Genomic DNA, 19,868 nt, shown 5'->3' with positions numbered 1-19,868 from the left:
AAGCTCGCAGGCTGTCTCGTGGGAATGGCGACTTACTACCTGAGGGCGGCCCGTTTTCTTGAGTATTCCCGCGCTCAGCAAAAAAACCGGCACATGGCCGGGGTTTTGTTAAGAAGCCGCCTGGTGTTTTTGAACGCCAGAAACCACAAAACCCCTGACTTCTTTCGAAATCAGGGGTTCTGGTTACATCGAATTTGGCGGTGAAGGAGAGATTCGAACTCTCGATACAATTTCTTGTATACACACTTTCCAGGCGTGCTCCTTAAGCCACTCGGACACTTCACCGTATCTCTTCAAACATGTTCTGTCTGTCGAGGCGCGCTAATGTAGTCGAAAGCTTTTCCGATGGCAAATATTTTTTTCAGAATTTTCATGCGGTTAGCGATTCGGGCGCTGCGGCGGGTTCCGGGGTATGGCAAACCTGCCAATCTCCGGCGTCGCGCCCTCTTCTATATAGAGGGGAATGCACGGCTGGTGCGGCCGGCTACGCTTGGCGGGCGGGGAAAGGGTGACCGGCGGGTCAGTCACGGCGCTTTACCTGGCTTGCCGCGGTGGGTAACGTCTGCCTCAACTTTCATACAAGGAATAGCGTCATGAGTGAGTTGATTTCCTACCACCTCGAAGACGGTATCGCGACCCTGACGTTGAGCAATGGCAAGGTAAACGCCATTTCCCCGGACGTAATTGCGGCGTTTAACGTTGCGCTGGATCAGGCGGTGACTGATCGCGCAGTGGTGATCATTACCGGCACGCCCGGGATTCTGTCGGGTGGTTACGATTTGAAGGTGATGACCGCCGGCCCTAAAGAAGCCGTGGCGTTGGTGACGGCCGGTTCGACCCTGGCGCGTCGCCTGTTGTCGCACCCGTTCCCGGTGATCGTGGCGTGCCCTGGGCATGCGGTGGCCAAGGGTGCGTTCCTGTTGTTGTCGGCGGATTACCGCATTGGGGTCGACGGCCCGTTCAGCATTGGCCTGAACGAAGTGCAGATCGGCATGACCATGCACCACGCCGGGATCGAGCTGGCCCGTGATCGCTTGAGCAACGCAGCGCTGCATCGTTCGGTGATCAATGGCGAGATGTTCAACCCGCAGAGCGCGATTGCTGCCGGTTTCCTCGATGCGGTGGTATCGGCCGAGGAACTGCAAGGTGCAGCACTGGCGGCGGCGCGCCAGTTGAAGAAGATCAACATGACCGCGCACAAGAACACCAAGCTGAAAGTGCGCAAGGCACTGCTGGAGACGCTGGACAACGCGATCATCCAGGATCAGGAACATCTGGGTTAAGCCCATTCCTGCTGCAACGAAAAGCCCGACCGTCGTGTCGGGCTTTTTCGTACGCGCTCTGTTGAAAAGTCTGCAACCGCTCTAGGCCGCGTCTGACCCACAAGTCTGAAACATGCGCTTAAACATCGCCTATCTCCCGCCTCTATAGTGGCAATTGCCGAAAACAGTGCACATCCGTACACTGCGCCACCTTTTGTCCCGGTGGGGCCTGTAAATGTTGTTTGTGTTTCGTATGTTATTGATGGGCCTGCACTTTATTCTGGCCGGTGTGCTGGGGGTGATTCTGGGTCTGTGCCGACCGTTCAACCCGGACAACAGCCGTTTATGCGCGCGCCTGTATGCCTGGCCAGCGATGTGTATTTTGCGCCTGCGGGTGAAGACTGACGTCGGTCCGTTGATGGACAAGCCCGACAGCTGCGTGATCATCGCCAACCATCAATCCAACTACGATCTGTTTGTGTTCGGCAACGTGGTGCCCCGCCGCACCGTGTGTATCGGCAAAAAGAGCCTGAAATGGGTGCCGCTGTTTGGCCAGTTGTTCTGGCTGGCAGGCAATGTGTTGATCGACCGAGGCAATGCGCACAAGGCGCGCCAGTCGATGCTCACCACCACCCACACCTTGCAGCATGAAGACACCTCGATCTGGGTGTTCCCGGAAGGCACGCGCAACCTCGGTGAGGACTTGCTGCCGTTCAAGAAAGGCGCGTTCCAGATGGCGATTGCCGCCGGAGTGCCGATCGTACCGGTGTGTGTCAGCAGTTACGTCAAGCACATGCGACTGAACCGCTGGCGCAGTGGGAAAATTCTGATCCGCTCGCTGCCGGCGATTCCTACCGCCGGATTGAGCATGGACGATATGCCGCTGCTGATCGCCCAGTGCCGCGAGCAGATGCGCGAGTGCATCGCCGCGATGGACCGGCAACTGCAAGCTGCCTGAACAGAAACCCGCCCTGTGCGGGTTTTCTTTTGCCTGCGAAACGCTTGCCCGTGAACTCCGCAGATTTCACTGAATCTCTACAAGCAGCAGGCTAAGCTGGACACTGCCTGTCACTGCCAATTCGTATTGATAAGAAGTGAACCACCATCATGGGTAGAGTTGTTGCTGCTGCGGTTTATAGCGCCGGTAAAAAAATCACCAATATCACGCTCGATGAAGGCGCAGCCTGGGCCGCCAAGACCGGGCACTTTGTGTGGATCGGTCTCGAAGAGCCCAACGCCCAGGAGCTGACCAACCTGCAACGCCAATTCAACCTGCACGAACTGGCCATCGAGGACGCCCTGGAAAAACACAGTCGACCGAAGCTCGAAACCTTCGGCGATGCGCTGTTTATCGTCACGTACTCGCCGATCCGCCATGAAGGCAAACTGGAGTTCATCGAGACGCACATCTTTGCCGGCAAGGGTTACATCATCACCGCCCGCAACGGTCACTCGGCGTCCTACGCCCATGTCCGTCAGCGTTGTGAGGCGCGTCCGTTGTTGTTGGAGCACGGGGAAGATTTCGTCCTCTATGCCATCCTCGATTTCGTGATCGAAAACTACCAGCCGGTGGGCGAAGCGATCCATGCTGAAATCGATGAGCTGGAACGCAACGTCTTGTGCAGCGCGCTCAATGAGCACGACATCCAAAAGCTTCACAGCCTGCGCCGCGACGTGCTGCGTTTGCGCCGGTATGCGGCGCCGATGGTGGAGATTGGTGAAGAGTTGCAGAAGCTGAGCTTCCCGTTCATCGACAAGAACATGCGTCCGTATTTCCGCGATGTGCAGATCCACGTCACGCGGCAGATGGAAGACCTGACAACCCTGGCGGATATTGCCAGCCAGACCATTGAGGTCGGGGTGTTGCTGGAGGCGTCACGCCAGAGCGTGGTGCAGCGCAAGTTCGCAGCATGGGCGGCGATTCTGGCGTTCCCGACGGCGGTGGCCGGGATCTACGGGATGAACTTCCAGAACATGCCGGAGTTGAGCTGGCACTACGGGTATTTTGCGGTGATGGGATTTATTGCCGTGGGGTGTGTGAGTTTGTGGGCGAGTTTCAAGAAGTCTGGATGGCTGTAGCCAGTACCGAGTCGTCTGTGACATTCGCGGGCAAGCCTCGCTCCTACAGGTCAGCGTGATCTGTAGGAGCGAGGCTTGCCCGCGAAGCTTTTCGGCGCTTAAACCGCAGCAGGCTTATGCGCCACAAACCGCATCATCCACTCCGCAACGGTTGTGCCGTGATGCTCATGCTCAAGACTCGCCACGCCTTTGGAATACACCTGCTCACCCAACGCTTCCTGGCGAATCTCCAGCAGCGCCCGTGAGTAGTCGTGAATGAACTCCGGATGCCCCTGGAAGCACAGCACCTGGTCATTGATGTGGTACGCGGCGAACGGGCAGAAATCGCTCGAGGCAATCACCGTGGCGTTTTCCGGCAGTGCGGTCACCTGATCCTGGTGACTGATCAGCAACGTCAACTCTTCCCGCACCGGGCTCATCCACGGCGCCTTGGCGGCGAGTTTGTAGTTGTGGATGCCCACGCCCCAGCCCTGGGTTGCGCGCTCGCTCTTGCCGCCCAGCAGCAACGCCAACAACTGATGACCAAAGCACACGCCCAGCAGTTTGTCGCCGCGCTCGTAGCGCTTGAGCAGGTAGGTCCTGAGGGTTTCGATCCACGGGTCGGTGCCGAAGGAATCGGCCTTACTGCCGGTGATCAGGTAAGCGTCGAAGGTCAGCTCATCGCCGGGATATTCGCCCTGCATCACGTTGTAGACGCAGAACTCGGCTTCGATGGGTTGTTGCGAAAACAGACGCTGGAACATCTGCCCGTAACCCTGATATTGATCGACCAGTTCCGGACGCAGGATGTCGGTTTCCAGAATGCAGATGCGTAACGACATAAAAAATACCTGACACGTGATGGGAATAATGCACACCTCAGAGCCTGCCTTGAAACGTGGTGGCAAGGCAAGCCCCGAAGTGCGTCATCGGTCCCTTAGAACGCCTCCCCTTTGGCGGCTTTTTCCAACAGTAGCGCCGGTGGAGCAAAGCGTTCGCCGTACTGCTCGGCCAGGTATTGGGCGCGGGCGACAAAGTCTTTCACGCCATATTGATTGATAAATTGCAGCGCGCCGCCGGTCCAGGCTGCAAAGCCGATACCGAAGATCGAGCCGACGTTGGCATCCGCCGTCGAGGTCAGCACGCCCTCCTCCACGCAGCGCACGGTTTCGATGGCTTGCACGAATAGCAGGCGATCACGCACATCCTTCGGTGAAATCTGCCCGTCGGCTTTCTCGAAACGGGTTTTCAGCTCCGGCCACAGATGTTTCTGGCCACCGGCCGGGTAATCATAGAAACCGCCTCCTGCGGCCTTGCCAGGACGCTTGTATTCGTTGAGCAGCAAGTCAATCACGGCGAACGCCGGGTGCTCAATCAGCGGCTTCCCTTCGGCTTGTAGGTCTTTGGCCGTTTGCTGACGGATGTGGCTCATCAGGCTGAGGGAAACTTCGTCAGAAATGGCCAACGGACCGATCGGCATCCCGGCCTTGCGCGCTTCGGTCTCGATCATCGGCGCGCTCACGCCTTCGCCGAGCATGGCGATGCCTTCGTTGGTGAAAGTGCCGAACACCCGCGAGGTGAAGAAGCCGCGACTGTCGTTGACCACAATCGGGGTTTTCTTGATTTGCAGGACGAAATCGAAACCACGGGCCAGGGTTTCGTTACTGGTGTTCGTGCCTTTGATGATTTCCACCAAGGCCATTTTCTCTACGGGACTGAAGAAATGCAGGCCGATGAACTTGCTCTGGTCCGGTACCGCAGCGGCGAGGCCGCTGATCGGCAAGGTCGAAGTGTTGGAGGCAATCACCGCGTCCGCACCAACGACTTTCTGTGCGGCAGCAGAGACTTTGGCTTTCAGGTCGCGATCTTCAAACACCGCTTCAATGATCAGGTCGCAGCCCGCCAGATCCGCATCGTTTTCCGTGGTGTGAATCCGCGCCAGCACCGCATCGCGCTGCTCAGCGCTCAACTGGCCACGGGCAACCTTCTTGTCCAGCAGTGCCGCCGAATGCGCCTTGCCCTTCTCCGCCGCCGCGAGGTCGATGTCCTTCAACACCACATCGATGCCCGCCGAGGCGCTGACGAAAGCGATCCCCGCGCCCATCATCCCCGCCCCCAGCACACCGACCCGGCGCGTGACATACGGCGCAAAACCCTGTGGCCGCGAGCCACCGGCATTGATCTCGTTCAGTTGAAACCAGAACGTGCCGATCAGGTTTTTCGACACCTGCCCGGTGGTCAACTCCGTGAAGTAACGGGTCTCGATCAAGTGTGCCGTGTCGAAATCCACCTGGGCGCCTTCCACCGCCGCGCAGAGGATTTTCTCCGGCGCGGGCAGGCAGCCCTGGGTTTTGGCGCGCAGGATCGACGGCGCGATGGCCAGCATCTGCGCGACTTTCGGGTTCGACGGCGTGCCGCCGGGGATCTGATAACCCTTCACATCCCAACGCTGCACCGCCGCCGGATTGGCAATGATCCACGCCCGCGCCTTGGCCAGCAGTTCATCAGGATCCGCCGCCAGCTCATCGATCAAACCGGCCTGCAACGCCTGTTGCGGCCGGACCTTCTTGCCTTCGAGCAAATACGGCAAGGCCTTTTCCAGGCCCAGCATACGCACCATGCGCACCACCCCGCCGCCCCCCGGCAACAAACCGAGGGTCACTTCCGGCAGGCCGAGTTGCACCGACGGATTGTCCAGCGCCACGCGGTGATGGCAAGCCAGGCAGATTTCCCAGCCACCGCCCAATGCTGCACCGTTGATCGCGGCGACCACCGGCTTGCCGAGGGTTTCCAGGGTGCGCAGCTGCCCCTTCAACGTCAGCACCATGTCGTAGAACGCCTTGGCTTCGGGTTTGCCGACCTTGATCAGTTCATTGAGGTCGCCGCCGGCAAAGAAAGTCTTCTTGGCCGAGGTGATGATGACGCCGGCGATGCTGTCCTTTTCCACCACCAATTGGGCGACGCGGGCTGCCATGGCCTCGCGGTACACCGCGTTCATGGTATTGGCGCTCTGGCCCGGCATGTCGATGGTCAGGACGACAATCCGGTCCTGGCCTTTTTCGTAACGAATGGCTTCAGTCATGAAGAAATTTCCTTGAAGTCGGGGCTCAGAGGCGTTCGATGATGGTGGCAATGCCCATGCCGCCGCCGACACACAAGGTCGCGAGGCCATAGCGCAAGCGCCGGGTTTCCAGTTCATCGAGCAGGGTGCCGAGGATCGCGCAACCGGTGGCGCCCAACGGGTGACCCATGGCGATCGAGCCGCCGTTGACGTTGACCTTGTCCGGGTCGATGGCCATGTCCTTGATGAACTTGAGCACCACCGAAGCGAAAGCTTCGTTGACCTCGAACAAATCGATGTCTTCGACCCGCAACCCGGCCTTGGCCAGGGCCTTGCGGGTGGCCGGCGCGGGGCCGGTGAGCATGATGGTCGGGTCGGTGCTGGTGACCGCTGTGGCGACGATCCGCGCCCGCGGCTGCAAGCCCAGCGCCCGACCGCGTGCTTCGGAACCGATCAGCATCAGCGCCGCGCCGTCGACGATCCCGGAACTGTTGCCCGGCGTGTGCACATGGTTGATCCGCTCCACGTGGCTGTAGACCCGCAGCGCGGTGGCGTCGAAGCCCATTTGCCCCATCATTTCGAAACTCGGCTTGAGCTTACCCAAGCCTTCCATCGTCGACTCGGCGCGGATGAACTCATCGTGATCGAGCAGGATGATGCCGTTCTGGTCCTGCACCGGCACCAGCGACTTATTGAACGATCCGTCCGCCCGGGCTCGCGCGGCTTTTTGCTGGGAATGCAGCGCGTAGGCATCGACGTCCTGACGACTAAAGCCTTCAATCGTCGCGATCAGGTCGGCGCCGACGCCTTGCGGGGTGAAGTGGCTGTGCAGATTGGTTTCCGGGTCGAGCGCCCAGGCACCGCCATCGCTGCCCATCGGCACGCGGGACATGGACTCGACGCCGCCGACCACCACCAGGTCTTCGAAGCCGGAACGGACTTTCATCGCGCCGAGGTTCACCGCCTCCAGGCCCGAAGCGCAGAAGCGATTGATCTGCAGACCGGCGACGCTGACGTCCCAATCGGCAACCTGCGTCGCGGTTTTGGCGATGTCGGAGCCTTGATCGCCGATCGGCGTGACGCAGCCGAGCACCACGTCATCGACCTGGCTGGTGTCCAGGGACGTGCGCTGCTGCAACGCCCTCAGCAACCCGGCCACCAGGTTCACCGGTTTGACGCTGTGCAACGCGCCATCGGCCTTGCCCTTGCCACGGGGCGTGCGTAACGCGTCGAAAATCAAAGCTTCGGTCATGTGGTCCTCGAACCTGTGCGGTGAAATGCTGAGTTCTCACCTTATGCCGAGCAGCGCCGGATTCAATGACCGCAATGCTCACGGACGTTGACGGTCACGCTCAGACGGACGGTCATCGGCCATCGGATTAACCGTTTCAGGTGACGAAGCTGTCTAGCCAACGGGCGCCAAAGCAGCTGGCAATAGGCCTCATGCCTTTTTAATAGCTTTTAGCCTTTACACCATACGAAATGGATCTAAACCAAGCGTGACGCGGGCTCTAAGGTGAACATGTACGAAGTTGTCGTCGGGTTTTGCCGAGGCACTCGTCCTACAGGAAGTTCAGCGCTTTGCCGTCATGGAGATATGCAGGCAGGCATCAGGAAATAACAAAAAGAAGGCGGTCAGCCATGTTCAAACATTCGAAAGTACGTCAAGCCGGACTCATCCTATTCGCCACTACGCTGTTGTTGATTTTGCCGAACCTGACCAAGGTCATTGGCTGAAACAGCGCCAGGGATTTACATCGTCTGATCAAAAAATGTGACTGGCTCGCTACCCGGGCCTGCGTGGGTGTGCCAACCTTTGCGGCACTTCCACGACATGGACGGCGATCACTTGAAAGCACTTATTCTGGTTGGGGCCTTGCTGTTCGGCACGCCCCTGTACGCTGCACAGCTGAACCTCGAGCTGGGCGCGAGCAGTCGCACCTGGCAGACCGAGGAGTTGCTCAAGCACCCTCAGGTCCAGACCATCAGCATCAGCAATGACGTTTCCTACAAACGCGACATGCGCTATCAAGCGGTGCCGTTGGCGGCGTTGTTGACTGGCATCCAGCCTGACGATCACCTGCAAGCCGTGGCCCTGGACGGTTTTGCCGCTGAACTGGCGGCAGGACCGTTGCTCAATGCCAAAGGGGCGCAAGCCTGGCTAGCCATTGAAGACCCGGCCAAGCCATGGCCACCGCTGTCGGAAGGCAAGCACAGCGCCGGGCCGTTTTATCTGGTCTGGACCGACCCCCAGGCCGGCAATATCAGCCCCGAACAATGGCCGTTCGAAGTCGCCAGCATCAAGCGCATGGCGCCGGTGGCCCAGCGCTTCCCTGCCCTGCTGCCGGATCCGGCATTGAAGGCGGACGATCCGGTGAACCAGGGGTTTGCGTTGTTCCAAAAGAATTGCCTGGCCTGCCATCGACTCAATGGCGCGGGGGATGCGCAGTTCGGGCCGGACCTGAATATTCCGTACAACCCTACCGAGTATTTCGGCGCGGACTTCCTCAAGCGTTACATTCGCGATCCGCAGAGTTTGCGTCAGTGGCCGCAGGCGAAGATGCCGGCGTTTTCCGAGCAGGTATTGCCGGCGGGGGATCTGGATTTGTTGGTGGGGTATTTGAAGCATATGGCGGGGCGTAAGGTTAAACCCTAGCTGCGTGTAGCCGATCGTTCCCACGCTCTGCGTGGGAATGCCTCAACGGGCGCTCTGCGTCCGTATATGGACTCCTCCTCGATGGGAAGCTTCCTTCTCTTTGGCGCCCGTGCCGACTGCACACGTATATTCGGCCTCTGGATACAGCATCGTTTCGATGCAGGGCCATGATGGGCTATTCGCGCGCCGGCTCCCAATCGCTTCTACGTGCTTCGCGCACTTGGACGCTTGAGGGGTTTGCCGACGCCGGTTCGACCGGTTTGCCATCGTTAGGGTTGCTTCGCAATCGTGGTAGGCAGTTTTTACTCGTTGGCGTTTAAGTCTGTGGGTCAGGCTGCGGCCCTGTCCGGTTGGTAATCAGTGTCATTGCGCAGCATTGCCCAAGCCATGCGTGCAGTTTTGTTGGCCAGCGCGATAGCGGCCACATTGGGATGTGATCGCTCGGCCAAACGGACGGCCCACTGGCTGAGCCGGTCGTCTTTGGATTTGGCCGTGCGCAGTGCTGATCGAGCACCATGGACCATCAACGTTCGCAAATAGGCATCTCCTCGTTTGCTTATGCCAAGTAATCGGTCCTTTCCGCCAGAACTGTGTTGTCTGGGTGTCAGCCCTAGTGAGGCCGCCAATTGTCGGCCATTGGCAAACTGGCGGGCATCACCGATAGCGGCGATGAGCGCGGTAGCGATCATTGGGCCTACACCGCGTAACTGCTGCAAGCGGACGGCCGTTGGTTCACTTGCCGCGATTGCAGATATCTCGCCATTGAGTTCGCTCACGCGCTCGTCAAGTGCGCGTAGGTCGTCCCACAAGCCATTCAGCAGACGACGAAAGCGTGCCGTCAAACCGTTATCTGCATCTTCCAGCCAGCAAGGTATTGCGCGACGCAGCATCAGTAATTCCTTCGGCGCAACGAGGCCGTACTCGGCGATCAGCCCACGAATCTGATTGGCTTTGGCCGTGCGCTGTTCGATTAAGCCGGCCCGGATGCGATGCGTCGCCTGAATATCCTGTTGTTCGATGGTCTTGACGGCGACGAAGCGCATGCTGGGGCGGCTCATGGCTTCGCAGATCGCCTCGGCATCGTTGGCGTCGTTCTTGTTGCTCTTGACGTACGGTTTGACGAACTGCGGCGCGATCAGCTTCACCCGAAATCCGCGTGCTTGTAGTTGCCGCGCCCAATGGTGCGCACCACCGCAACTTTCCATGCCGATCTCACAGCCGGGTTCGATCTTTTCCAGCACCGTTTGCAGCCAGCGATCGCGCGATAAACGCTGCCGCCAGACGGGTAGCTCATGACAATCCACGCCGTGGATCTGAAACACGTTCTTGGCCAGGTCGACCCCAATTCGCATAAGCTTCATGTGTGGACTCCTTCTCACCGTTGACTGTGGTTCGCACTTTCAGTCTGGCACTCAAGATGCCGAAGTGAGGAGGAGTCCATCCCATTGCTTCTGGGACGCGGAGCGTCCCGGGCTGCATTCCCACGCGGAGCGTGGGAACGATCAGCGTGAGGGTTACTGCTGCTGGACGGAGATCACTGGCGCCGGCATCGGCACCGGCGTCGGCGAGACAAACACCTTCGCATGCATCTGTTCGCACCCACCGCCCCGGCGCATCCCGCGTACCGGGCAGGCGTCCAGGTAATCCAGGCCCACCGCCAGTTTCAGATGGCGTTCCGGGCGGGCCAATTGGTTGGTCACGTCAAAGCTGTACCATGCGTCATCCAGCCAGGCTTCGGCCCAGGCGTGACTGGCCAGGTGTTCGCTGTTCTCGCTGTACAAATACCCCGACACATAACGCGCCGGAATCCCCAGGCTGCGGGCGCAGGCGAGGAACGCGTGGGTGTGATCCTGGCAGACACCGGAGCGCCCGGCGAAGGCTTTGGCCGCCGTGGTGTCGACTTCGGTGGAACCGGGCGTGTAGGTCATGTACTGGTTAAGGCTTTGCATCAAGTCGATCAGCGCCGTACGGTCCCGGCGTTTTTTGCATTCCTTTTCCGCGAACCCGCGCAGGGCTTCATCGGCTTCGGTCAGCCGGGTGAAGCGCAGGAACGGCAGCGCCGACTGGCTCTCGTGCTCGGCTTCGCGCAGTTCGTCGATATCCACCTGGCCACGGGCGCCAATGATGATCGCCTCGTGGGGTTCGTCCATGGTCAGCACGTGCAGGATGTTGCCGAACGGATCGAGTTGCGCGCGCACCGGGCGCGGCAGGTCGAGCTGCCAACTGAGCACGTGCTGGCGCTCGCTGTCGTGAGGGGTCAGCCGTAAATACTGGATGCTCGCCCGCACCTGATCTTCGTAGTGATAGGTGGTCTCGTGGCTAATGGAAAGTCTCATGCAGCCTCCAGGTAGGAACTGTGAATGGCGTTGCCCAACTGGCGCACCAGCGGGATGAACTCGGTCAACCAGGCGTGCAGGCCCTCGTCGAGAATTTCGGAGATGCCGGTGTAGCGCAGGCGCGCGTCCATTTCCGCCGCCAGGCGTTGCGCGGGACGGCCGTTGGCCCCCGGCAACTGGGCGAGGATCTGGTCGATTTCTTCGGTGCAGGCACGCAGTGAACGCGGCACGTCGGCGCGCAGCAGCAACAGCTCGGCGACATGCCGGGCGCCCGGCGCATCGCGGTAGATCTCGGTGTAGGCCTCGAACGAGGACAAGGCCCGCAGCAACGCACTCCACTGGTAATAGGCGTGAGCCGTACCGTCGCTGACCGCTTCGGCCTGATCGCCGGCCATTTCGTAGCGCGCGTCGAGCAGGCGCAGCGTGTTGTCGGCCCGCTCGATAAAGGTGCCTAGACGAATGAAGCGAAACGCATCGTTACGCATGATGGTGCCGTAGGACGCGCCGCGAAACAGGTGGGAGCGTTCCTTGATCCACTCGCAAAACCGGCTCATGCCATAGCGACTCAAGCCCTGTTCCGCGATCCCGCGAATTTCCAGCCAGGTGGCGTTGATGTTTTCCCACATGTCGGCGGTGATTCGCCCACGCACCGCGTGGGCACTGGCCCGCGCCGAACCGAGGCAGCTGTAGATGCTCGCCGGGTTGGCCGCGTCCAGGGCGAAGAAATGCAGCAGCCGTTCGGCGTGCAGCTCGCCGTGGCGCTCCAGGTAATCGTCCAGGGTGCCGGTGATCAGCAGCGGCATGGCGAGTTCATGCAGGCCATCGCCACGACCGTCCTGCGGCATCAGCGACAGCGAATAACTGATGTCGAGCATCCGTGCGAGGTTTTCCGCCCGCTCCAGGTAACGCGACATCCAATACAAATCCGAGGCAGTTCTACTTAACATGGCAGGCTTCCTTCAATCCTCGACCACCCAGGTGTCCTTGGTGCCGCCGCCCTGGGAGGAATTCACCACCAGGGAGCCTTCACGCAAAGCAACACGGGTCAAACCACCGGGCACAACCCGGGTTTCGCGGCCAGACAATACAAACGGACGCAGGTCGATGTGGCGTGGCGCGATGCCGTTTTCGACAAAGGTCGGACAGGTCGACAGCGACAAGGTCGGTTGCGCAATGTACGCGTGGGGCTTGGCTTTGATCCGTGCGCGGAACGACTCGATTTCCGCCGCCGTCGCCGCCGGCCCCACCAGCATTCCGTAACCACCGGAGCCCTGAGTTTCCTTGACCACCAGGTCGGGGAGATTGGCCAGGACGTGGGACAGCTCCGAGGGATTGCGGCACTGGAAGGTCGGCACGTTTTTCAGGATTGGCTCTTCATCCAGATAGAAACGAATCATGTCGGTCACGAACGGGTACACCGACTTATCGTCCGCGACCCCGGTGCCGATGGCATTCGCCAGCACGACGTTGCCGGAGCGATAGGACGACAACAGCCCCGGCACACCGAGCATCGAATCCGGGTTGAACGCCAGCGGATCGAGGAACGCGTCGTCGAGGCGCCGGTAAATCACGTCGACCGCTTTCGGCCCGTCCGTGGTGCGCATGAACACCTTGTCATCGCGCACAAACAGGTCCGCGCCTTCCACCAGTTCCACGCCCATCTCTCGCGCCAGAAAGGCGTGCTCGAAAAACGCGCTGTTGAAACGGCCCGGCGTCAGCACCACCACGCTCGGGTTATCGATCGGGCTGGAGCTTTTCAGGGTGTCGAGCAACAGGTTCGGGTAGTGGTCGATGGGCGCGATGCGTTGCGCCGCGAACAACTCGGGGAACAGGCGCATCATCATCTTGCGGTCTTCGAGCATGTAGCTCACGCCGCTCGGGGTACGCAGGTTGTCTTCGAGCACGTAGTACGTGCCGTCGCCGTCGCGCACCAGATCGACGCCGGAAATGTGGGAATAGATGTCCCGGTGTAAATCCAGGCCTTGCATCGCCAACTGGTATTGCTCGTTGGCCAGCACCTGCTCGGCCGGGATGATGCCGGCCTTGATGATGCGCTGCTCGTGATAGAGGTCGGCGAGGAACATGTTCAACGCCTTGACCCGCTGGATGCAGCCCCGTTCGACGATCCGCCATTCACTGGCGGGGATGCTGCGGGGGATGGTGTCGAAGGGAATCAGGCGCTCTGTCCCCTGCTCATCCCCATAGAGCGTGAAGGTTATGCCGGCGCGATGAAACAACAGATCGGCCTCGCGTCGCCGTTGTGCCAAAAGCTCGTCAGGCGTTTCGGCCAGCCAACGGGCAAACTCCCGGTAATGCGGGCGGACCAGGCCGCCGGCATCGTACATCTCATCAAAATAGGTGCGGATCATGCCGTACTCCTTGTCACCCGGACATCTAGGCATCGCAAGGCCCGTGCCATCGGCATAAACGCTTAGATTTCAATCAGTTGGATAATCGCCCCAAAAGCACCGCACCAATGCTGTGCGGCAAACGCCCCAACCTGATCGCCCCCGCTTCATTGCGAAGCAATGTTGTCGCCTATCACCAGCATAGTCAGAGTTGATTTCACTGCCCGGGGGATGGTGCGGATAATCCGCGCAATCGTTGCAAAACCTCTCGAACTTCCCTTTGGCCGCCTGTTCAGGCGGTTTTTTTTGCCCAGGATTCTTGTTTCAGCGTTTTGCCAACAGGGTTTCAGGCAACCACAAACGAAAACGGCCAACCCGAAGGTCAGCCGTTAGTGAATGTTGTCGCTGTTCATAGTGTTATGCGAGTAGCCCTCGTACCTCCTGCTTGACGCCCCATCCTTCGATGATGCCGCCCAAAGGTTCAACCACCGCCTCGAAGTCCTGCTCAAAGTCGCCGATACCGTCATAGGTGGCGTACATCACTTTGCTCAGTTCCAGGTGCCATGCGCCGTCGTCGCGCACGCTGATCTGGGCATTCAAGGATTCACCACAAAAATGACCTGCCGCCCTGCGTGCCCGCTCCTCGTCCGGGAAAATCGCGTAGAACTCGATGGGATGGAATCGTGAAAAGTCGAAACCGCCTTCCTTCATGCGGCGCAGTACGCTGGTGCTGATGTCTTCTTGATAGGCTGTGCTCATGAAACGTCCTCCTAAAACCCTATGGATAGACTTTCCGTACACCCGACGCCCGCAACCGAATGGTGAAGGCGATACGGCAACCAGGTTGCCGCCGGGATTTAAGCATGTAGCTGACAAGACCAGACCTTAGCGATCCGTTCGCTGATCTCGCTTGCAGAGTAGCCCCAAGTCGGAGCCGCTGCCAAGGCCTGGTTGAGAATGAGACAGGTGAGGTTCAGACAGGAGTGATGCCGAGGATTTGAATGCTGTTCTGGGTCTTGAGACTTTTGACGCTGGCGTCGCTGGTTCGCCCTTCCAGATCGTTCAGATCCAGTTCGGCAGCCACAGGAAGGAGTCGGGCCTTGATGAGTTTGGCCGCGTGCTCGTTATCCGGGCACTCGTCGCACTCAAAGACTTCGTCGAGCGTTTCGCCGTGATCATCCACGAAAGTGATTTTCCACTTTTGCATCAGTGCCTCCTCGATCAAACCCGCAAATGGGCTTACAACTATCTGGACTTTTGGGCGGACTGATCGTTCAAACGGATTGGATGCTGACTCATGAAAAAACAAAAACCCCTGTAGGAGCGAAGCTTGCTCGCGAAAGCGGTGTATCAGTCAATACACATGTCGACTGATGCACCGCTTTCGCTAGCAAGCTTCGCTCCTACAGGGGTTACGCGTTATCCAGGGGTTACGCGTTGTTCAGGGATTGTGGATAACTTAGTCGTTGCTTGGCTTGTTGATCGCGTTCAGCACGTATTGCGGCATGGCGAACGCACCGATGTGGATTTCCGGGTTGTAGTAGCGGGTGATGATGCCGCTGCCGGCGAAGCGCTGTTGCAGGGTTTCGCGGGACAACTTGCGATACGCGGTGTTGGTCGCGCCCCAGGCGAAGGTCATGGCGCCGCCGATGTAGGTCGGCACGGCCGCCTGGTAGAAATGCCAATCCGGGAACAGGCTGCGCAGGCGCCCGGCAGTGGTTTGCACTTCGCCCAGCTGCATGAACGGCGTGCCGTTCTGGGTCACCAGGATGCCGCCTTCGTTCAGGCAGCGGTGGCAGGCCTGGTAGAAGTTTTCCGAGAACAGCACTTCGCCCGGCCCGATCGGGTCGGTGGAGTCGGAGATGATGACGTCGAATTTCTCGGTGGTGGTCGCAACGAAACGCATGCCGTCATCGATCACCAGGTTCAGCCGTGGGTCGTCGTACGCGCCTTTGGAGTGGTTTGGCAGGAACTCCTTGCACATGTCGACCACGGTGCCGTCGATCTCGACCATGGTGATGTGCTCGACGCTGCCGTGCTTGGCCACTTCACGCAGCATGCCGCCGTCGCCACCGCCGATGATCAGCACGCGCTTGGCGGAGCCATGGGCGAGGATCGGCACGTGGGTGAGCATTTCGTGGTAGATGAATTCGTCGGCTTCGGTGGTCTGGATCACACCGTCCAGCGCCATGACCCGGCCCATGCGCGGGTTTTCGAAGATCACCAGGTGTTGGTGTTCGGTGCGCACTTCGTGCAGCAGTTTTTCCATGCGAAAACGCTGGCCGTAGCCTTCGTAGAGGGTTTCCAGGTATTCGCTGGTCTTGGTGGTGGTCATGGGAAGTGCTCCGATGAATGCGGCGGCAACGGACGGTTACCCGCCCATGATGGCCAATCGAGAGGCTCGATTGCCCGGCAAAGGGGCGCATTCTACGTTGCGGAACATGACAGGTCGAACGTCACGTGATGACGAACCGCGATCCTGTAGGAGCGAGGCTTGCCCGCGAAGGCGTCGTGTCAGTCGATATCAATGTTGAATGACACGACGCCTTCGCGGGCAAGCCTCGCGCCTACAGAGGGTGGTGTCAGATACGGACATTCCCCCGTGGCCCGGCGATGGCCCAGATGATCAGGCCCAGTACCGGCAGCAGCAGGATCAGCAGCACCCAGATGATCTTCATCCCGGTTTCTGCACCGCTTTTCAGCACGTTGATGATGGCCCAGATGTCCAGGGCAAGAATGATCAGGCCAACCAGACCGTTAAAACTGGAACCCATAGTGTTGCTCCGAAGAAAGTGGCATGCAGTCTTAGGATAGTCGGCTCCTGCGAGGGTTCCGTTTTATTGCGTTAAACGTGGATTGCCACTTTCAAGGCTTCCAGAGAAGGCGCAGCGGCGATGCCGACCTGAGCGCACAGTTCGAGTACGCGGGGCACGTCGTTGCCGTAGACCAGCACCACTTGCAGTTCGTCGTCGAGCAACTGGCTGAAGTTCATCAGCGTGTAACCGCCGTTTTCCTTGTTCATGCTGCCCATCTGCACCTGGATGCGGTTGAGCGCGGTCAGGGCTTCGGTCTTGGCCAGTTGCTTGGGCTTGATATTGAAGTCCACACCCGGGCCGAACGAAGAGACGATCTGGGCGAACAGATCCATGTAGGTGTCAGCCTGGAACAGCACGGTCTCCGGCAGACTGCCCACCACGACCCATTCGCCTAACGGCATCGGGAAGGTGTCGTCGTAGTTGATGTCCGGGTTGGCGCCCAGGAACGCCTCGGGATCGGCGTAGGCCTGGGCCGCTTCGTCAGCGATCTTCAGGATTTCATCATCGCCCATGCACCCGGAGCTGATTTTGCTGATGAGTTCGACGAGTGCGGTTTTCATGGGGATGGATCCTGTAGCGAGGGAGATTTTGAGGGCGCGAAGGATAGCGCATTCGCAGGAATTTTGGCGGGATCTGGCATGGACCTGTGGCGAGGGAGCTTGCTCCCGCTCGGCTGCGAAGCAGTCGTAAATCCGGCGCATGCGATTTTCCTGAAGGATCGCATTGCCTGGTTTGAGGGCCGCTACGCGCCCCAGCGGGAGCAAGCTCCCTCGCCACAGGGGACCGCGCCAGGCATATCAGCCGAGCAATTTCTGCAGTTGAGCGGTGGTATCCACTGCCCCCATGGTCTTCGCCGCATCCAGCGCCGACACGCCATTGGCGTCCTTGGCCTTCGGATCTGCGCCTTTGCTGATCAGGTAATCAACGATTTCAACGCGGTTGAACATCGCCGCCATCATCAGCGCCGTGCGGCCGTCGAACGACGAGCCTTCGACTTGCGCCCCGCCTTCGACCAACGCCGTGACCACCGCCAGGTCGCCCTTGAACGCGGCGCCGGCAATCGGGCTCTGGCCGTTGTCGTTGCGGATTTCCGGGTCGGCCTTGTGTTCCAGCAGCACTTTCACCGTCTCCACGTGACCGTGGTAGGCAGCGAGCATCAGCAAGGTGTCGCCCTTGTGGTTGCGCAGGTTCGGCGGCAGGCCTTTGGTCAGCAGCGCCGCCATCATGGCCGCATCGCCCTCGCGCGCTTTGTTGAACACCTGTTCGGCGAATTCGGCAGCTTCTTCGGGCGTCATCTGGCGGCTTTGGTCTGACATGGGGGACTCTCTATTCGGTCAATCGGAAAGGCGACAGTTTCCCGAGCGCCCCGGCGCCTGTCACTCCTTTTTTCTCAAGCGCGGCCATAGCCAGATTCAATAGCGGTACTTGCCACCACGAATGTCCGCCAGCACCTGCTCGGTGACTTGCACGTACGTCTGGGTACCCGGCAGCCAGGCGTAGATCGGGTCATCGCCGGTCTTGCCCGGGTCGAAGGCTTCATCCTTGAGTCGGGTCTTCTGGTATTTGAAGGTTCCGGTGGTTTCCATTTTCACTTTCAGGCGCAGGAACAAAGGCACCGCGTACGCCGGCATGTGCTGGCGCGCAAAGCTCAGCAGCTCGGTGAAATCCAGGGTGGCCAGGGACTCGGTGGGCGTAATCGCCGCCATCCCGGCGCGGCCGTTGGTGTTGCAGATTTCCACGCCGTAGGCCACCGCCTCGCAGATGTTCGGATGCTGCAACAGAATGTTCTCGACCTCGGTGGTGGAGACGTTCTCGCCCTTCCAGCGGTAGGTGTCGCCCAGGCGATCGACGAATTGCGCGTGGCCGAAACCGATGTTGCGCAGCAGGTCGCCGGTATTGAAGTAGCGGTCGCCTTTGGCGAACACATCGTGCAGCACGACTTTCTCGGTTTTCTGCGGATCGGTGTAGCCGTCCAGCGGCGCCTTGTCGTCGATTCTCGCCAGCAACAAGCCCTGCCCGCCCTTGGCGACTTTGCTCATCAAGCCCTTGGCGTTGCGAATCGGCGCGCCGCTGTCGTGGTCATACGCCACCAATTCCCAGGACATCAGGGAGAAACCGATGGTGTTGTCGAAGTTGAGGATATTGGTGAAACCGATGTTGCCGTCGCTGGCCGCGTAGAGCTCGCAGATGTGGTCCACCGCGAAGCGCGTCTTGAATTCGCGCCAGGCGCCGGGGCGCAGGCCATTGCCGATCATCTTGGTCACGCCGTGTTGGCTGTCGTCGGCGCTGGCCGGTTGATCAACCAGGTAGCGACACAATTCGCCGACATAACCGAGGGTGGTCGCGCGGTATTTGCGCACATCGTTCCAGAACTGGCTGGCGCTGAACTTGCGGCGGATAGCGAACCCCGCCGCGCCGCTGATGGCTGAGCCCCAGCACACGCACAGCCCGGTGGCGTGATAAAGCGGCAAGGTGCAATACACCACGTCTTCGGGCTGCATATCGAGGGCGATCAGGCCAAAGCTGGCGGAGCTGCGCATCCAGCGCCCATGCTTGAACACGCCGGCCTTCGGCAACCCCGTCGTGCCGGAGGTATAGATGTAGAAGCAGGGATCGTCGAAAAACACCTGATGGCTGCTGGCCGGGTTGTCGTTGGAGGCGTCGGCGCTGGCCATCATCAGGTTGATGAAGCGATCGGGCGAAATGCCCGGATAGCTGTAGGTATCGCGATCGGCGACGAACCAGGTGCGCGCCGCCGCGATCTCGACCCGCTCGCGAACCGCCGAATAGGCCGGCACCAGCTCCTCGCCGACAATGATCGCCACCGGCGCCACCAGGTTCAGGCTGTGGGCCAGTGTATCGCGGGTTTGCGAAGTATTGAGCAGCGCACTGATCGCCCCGACCTTGGCCACCGCCAAAATCGTCACCAGCAGTTCCGGGCGGTTCTCGATGAAGATTGCCACCACATCGCCCTTGCCGATCCCTTGGTCGGTCAGGTGATGGGCAATGCGGTTGGCCCACTGATTGACCTGGGTGTACGTCAGCGCCACCGCGTCTTGCAGCAAGGCGACGCCGTCGGGATTGCGCAAGGTTGCTTGCTCGAAGGTCCAGCCGAGGCCACACGGTTGGGTCGGGTCCTTGACGTTGGCGACCTTCATGCCCTTCACCACGCGGGGGATGGCTTTGGCGATGGTCGGCAATTTGCGGAGCATCATGCCCCAGGTAATCGTGTCGCTCATGGTGGCTCCCGTTCGATCTTCTTATTGTCGGGCGGCGTTGATTGAGCCCGAAAATACGTCAGCGGTTCTGGAGCTGTACACGCGGTTTTTGC

General features: G+C 59.8%; 18 protein-coding genes and 1 tRNA gene. 4 read left to right on the top strand and 15 right to left on the bottom strand.

Annotation, left to right across the window (positions count from 1 at the left end; genetic code table 11):
• Positions 1-195 precede the first annotated feature (195 nt).
• Positions 196-285: transfer RNA gene (locus ACY4LX_RS10595), tRNA-Ser, on the bottom strand.
• Between the two features lie 308 nt (positions 286-593).
• Here ACY4LX_RS10595 and ACY4LX_RS10590 point away from each other — a divergent pair.
• The 3 genes from ACY4LX_RS10590 to ACY4LX_RS10580 all read left to right on the top strand — a co-directional run bounded on the left by ACY4LX_RS10590 (position 594) and on the right by ACY4LX_RS10580 (position 3,341).
• Positions 594-1,283: a crotonase/enoyl-CoA hydratase family protein gene (locus tag ACY4LX_RS10590; protein ID WP_149656871.1), complete on the top strand. Its 690-nt coding sequence runs from the start codon at positions 594-596 to the stop codon at positions 1,281-1,283.
• A 214-nt stretch (positions 1,284-1,497) separates the two neighbouring features.
• Positions 1,498-2,220, top strand: a complete 723-nt coding sequence (locus ACY4LX_RS10585) for a 1-acylglycerol-3-phosphate O-acyltransferase (protein WP_149656872.1) — start codon at positions 1,498-1,500, stop codon at positions 2,218-2,220.
• A 149-nt stretch (positions 2,221-2,369) separates the two neighbouring features.
• The gene (locus ACY4LX_RS10580; RefSeq protein WP_149656873.1) at positions 2,370-3,341 is read left to right on the top strand and encodes a magnesium and cobalt transport protein CorA; all 972 of its coding nucleotides are present in this window, start codon (positions 2,370-2,372) and stop codon (positions 3,339-3,341) included.
• 98 nt (positions 3,342-3,439) lie between these two features.
• Here ACY4LX_RS10580 and ACY4LX_RS10575 read toward each other — a convergent pair whose 3' ends face one another.
• From ACY4LX_RS10575 to ACY4LX_RS10565, 3 genes are all read right to left on the bottom strand, one after another.
• Complete coding sequence (locus tag ACY4LX_RS10575; protein WP_463259845.1) at positions 3,440-4,162, bottom strand: amidotransferase; 723 nt, start codon at positions 4,160-4,162, stop codon at positions 3,440-3,442.
• Between the two features lie 95 nt (positions 4,163-4,257).
• Entirely contained in the window at positions 4,258-6,402 is a 2,145-nt protein-coding gene (locus tag ACY4LX_RS10570; protein WP_463259844.1) for a 3-hydroxyacyl-CoA dehydrogenase NAD-binding domain-containing protein, read from the bottom strand.
• 25 nt (positions 6,403-6,427) lie between these two features.
• A complete protein-coding gene (locus ACY4LX_RS10565) occupies positions 6,428-7,633 on the bottom strand; it encodes an acetyl-CoA C-acetyltransferase (RefSeq protein WP_463259843.1) in 1,206 nt (401 codons plus the stop codon).
• 582 nt (positions 7,634-8,215) lie between these two features.
• Between ACY4LX_RS10565 and ACY4LX_RS10560 the strand changes: the two genes are divergently transcribed.
• Complete coding sequence (locus ACY4LX_RS10560) at positions 8,216-9,037, top strand: c-type cytochrome (protein ID WP_149657724.1); 822 nt, start codon at positions 8,216-8,218, stop codon at positions 9,035-9,037.
• Positions 9,038-9,366: 329 nt separating this feature from the next.
• On the opposite strand, the gene ACY4LX_RS10555 is transcribed toward ACY4LX_RS10560, so the two are convergent.
• The 11 genes from ACY4LX_RS10555 to ACY4LX_RS10505 form a co-directional block, all read right to left on the bottom strand.
• A complete protein-coding gene (locus tag ACY4LX_RS10555) occupies positions 9,367-10,398 on the bottom strand; it encodes an IS110 family RNA-guided transposase (protein ID WP_463259842.1) in 1,032 nt (343 codons plus the stop codon).
• A 153-nt stretch (positions 10,399-10,551) separates the two neighbouring features.
• Positions 10,552-11,373, bottom strand: coding sequence for a transglutaminase family protein (locus ACY4LX_RS10550; RefSeq protein ID WP_133836636.1), 822 nt, complete (start codon positions 11,371-11,373; stop codon positions 10,552-10,554).
• On the bottom strand, positions 11,370-12,320 hold the full coding sequence (locus ACY4LX_RS10545) for an alpha-E domain-containing protein (RefSeq protein ID WP_133836635.1): 951 nt from the start codon (positions 12,318-12,320) through the stop codon (positions 11,370-11,372). Before ACY4LX_RS10545 ends, ACY4LX_RS10550 begins: the two co-directional genes overlap by 4 nt.
• Positions 12,321-12,332: 12 nt before the next feature.
• Complete coding sequence (locus ACY4LX_RS10540) at positions 12,333-13,742, bottom strand: circularly permuted type 2 ATP-grasp protein (RefSeq protein ID WP_054048561.1); 1,410 nt, start codon at positions 13,740-13,742, stop codon at positions 12,333-12,335.
• Between the two features lie 396 nt (positions 13,743-14,138).
• A complete protein-coding gene (locus tag ACY4LX_RS10535; protein ID WP_054048564.1) occupies positions 14,139-14,480 on the bottom strand; it encodes a ribonuclease E inhibitor RraB in 342 nt (113 codons plus the stop codon).
• A 214-nt stretch (positions 14,481-14,694) separates the two neighbouring features.
• Entirely contained in the window at positions 14,695-14,928 is a 234-nt protein-coding gene (locus ACY4LX_RS10530; protein ID WP_149656879.1) for a hypothetical protein, read from the bottom strand.
• 252 nt (positions 14,929-15,180) lie between these two features.
• Positions 15,181-16,056: a polyamine aminopropyltransferase gene (gene speE / locus ACY4LX_RS10525; protein WP_133836632.1), complete on the bottom strand. Its 876-nt coding sequence runs from the start codon at positions 16,054-16,056 to the stop codon at positions 15,181-15,183.
• 247 nt (positions 16,057-16,303) lie between these two features.
• A complete protein-coding gene (locus ACY4LX_RS10520; protein ID WP_123403173.1) occupies positions 16,304-16,495 on the bottom strand; it encodes a PLDc N-terminal domain-containing protein in 192 nt (63 codons plus the stop codon).
• Between the two features lie 71 nt (positions 16,496-16,566).
• Positions 16,567-17,097 carry a hypothetical protein gene (locus tag ACY4LX_RS10515; RefSeq protein WP_463259841.1) on the bottom strand — a complete coding sequence of 177 codons (531 nt, stop codon included), beginning with the start codon at positions 17,095-17,097 and terminating at the stop codon, positions 16,567-16,569.
• A 237-nt stretch (positions 17,098-17,334) separates the two neighbouring features.
• A complete protein-coding gene (locus ACY4LX_RS10510; protein ID WP_149656881.1) occupies positions 17,335-17,853 on the bottom strand; it encodes an ankyrin repeat domain-containing protein in 519 nt (172 codons plus the stop codon).
• A 96-nt stretch (positions 17,854-17,949) separates the two neighbouring features.
• On the bottom strand, positions 17,950-19,776 hold the full coding sequence (locus tag ACY4LX_RS10505) for a long-chain-acyl-CoA synthetase (protein ID WP_463259840.1): 1,827 nt from the start codon (positions 19,774-19,776) through the stop codon (positions 17,950-17,952).
• Positions 19,777-19,868: the final 92 nt, after the last annotated feature.

Source organism: Pseudomonas sp. Emmai (assembly GCF_055179735.1).
This window is presented reverse-complemented; position numbering and strand designations above follow the sequence as displayed.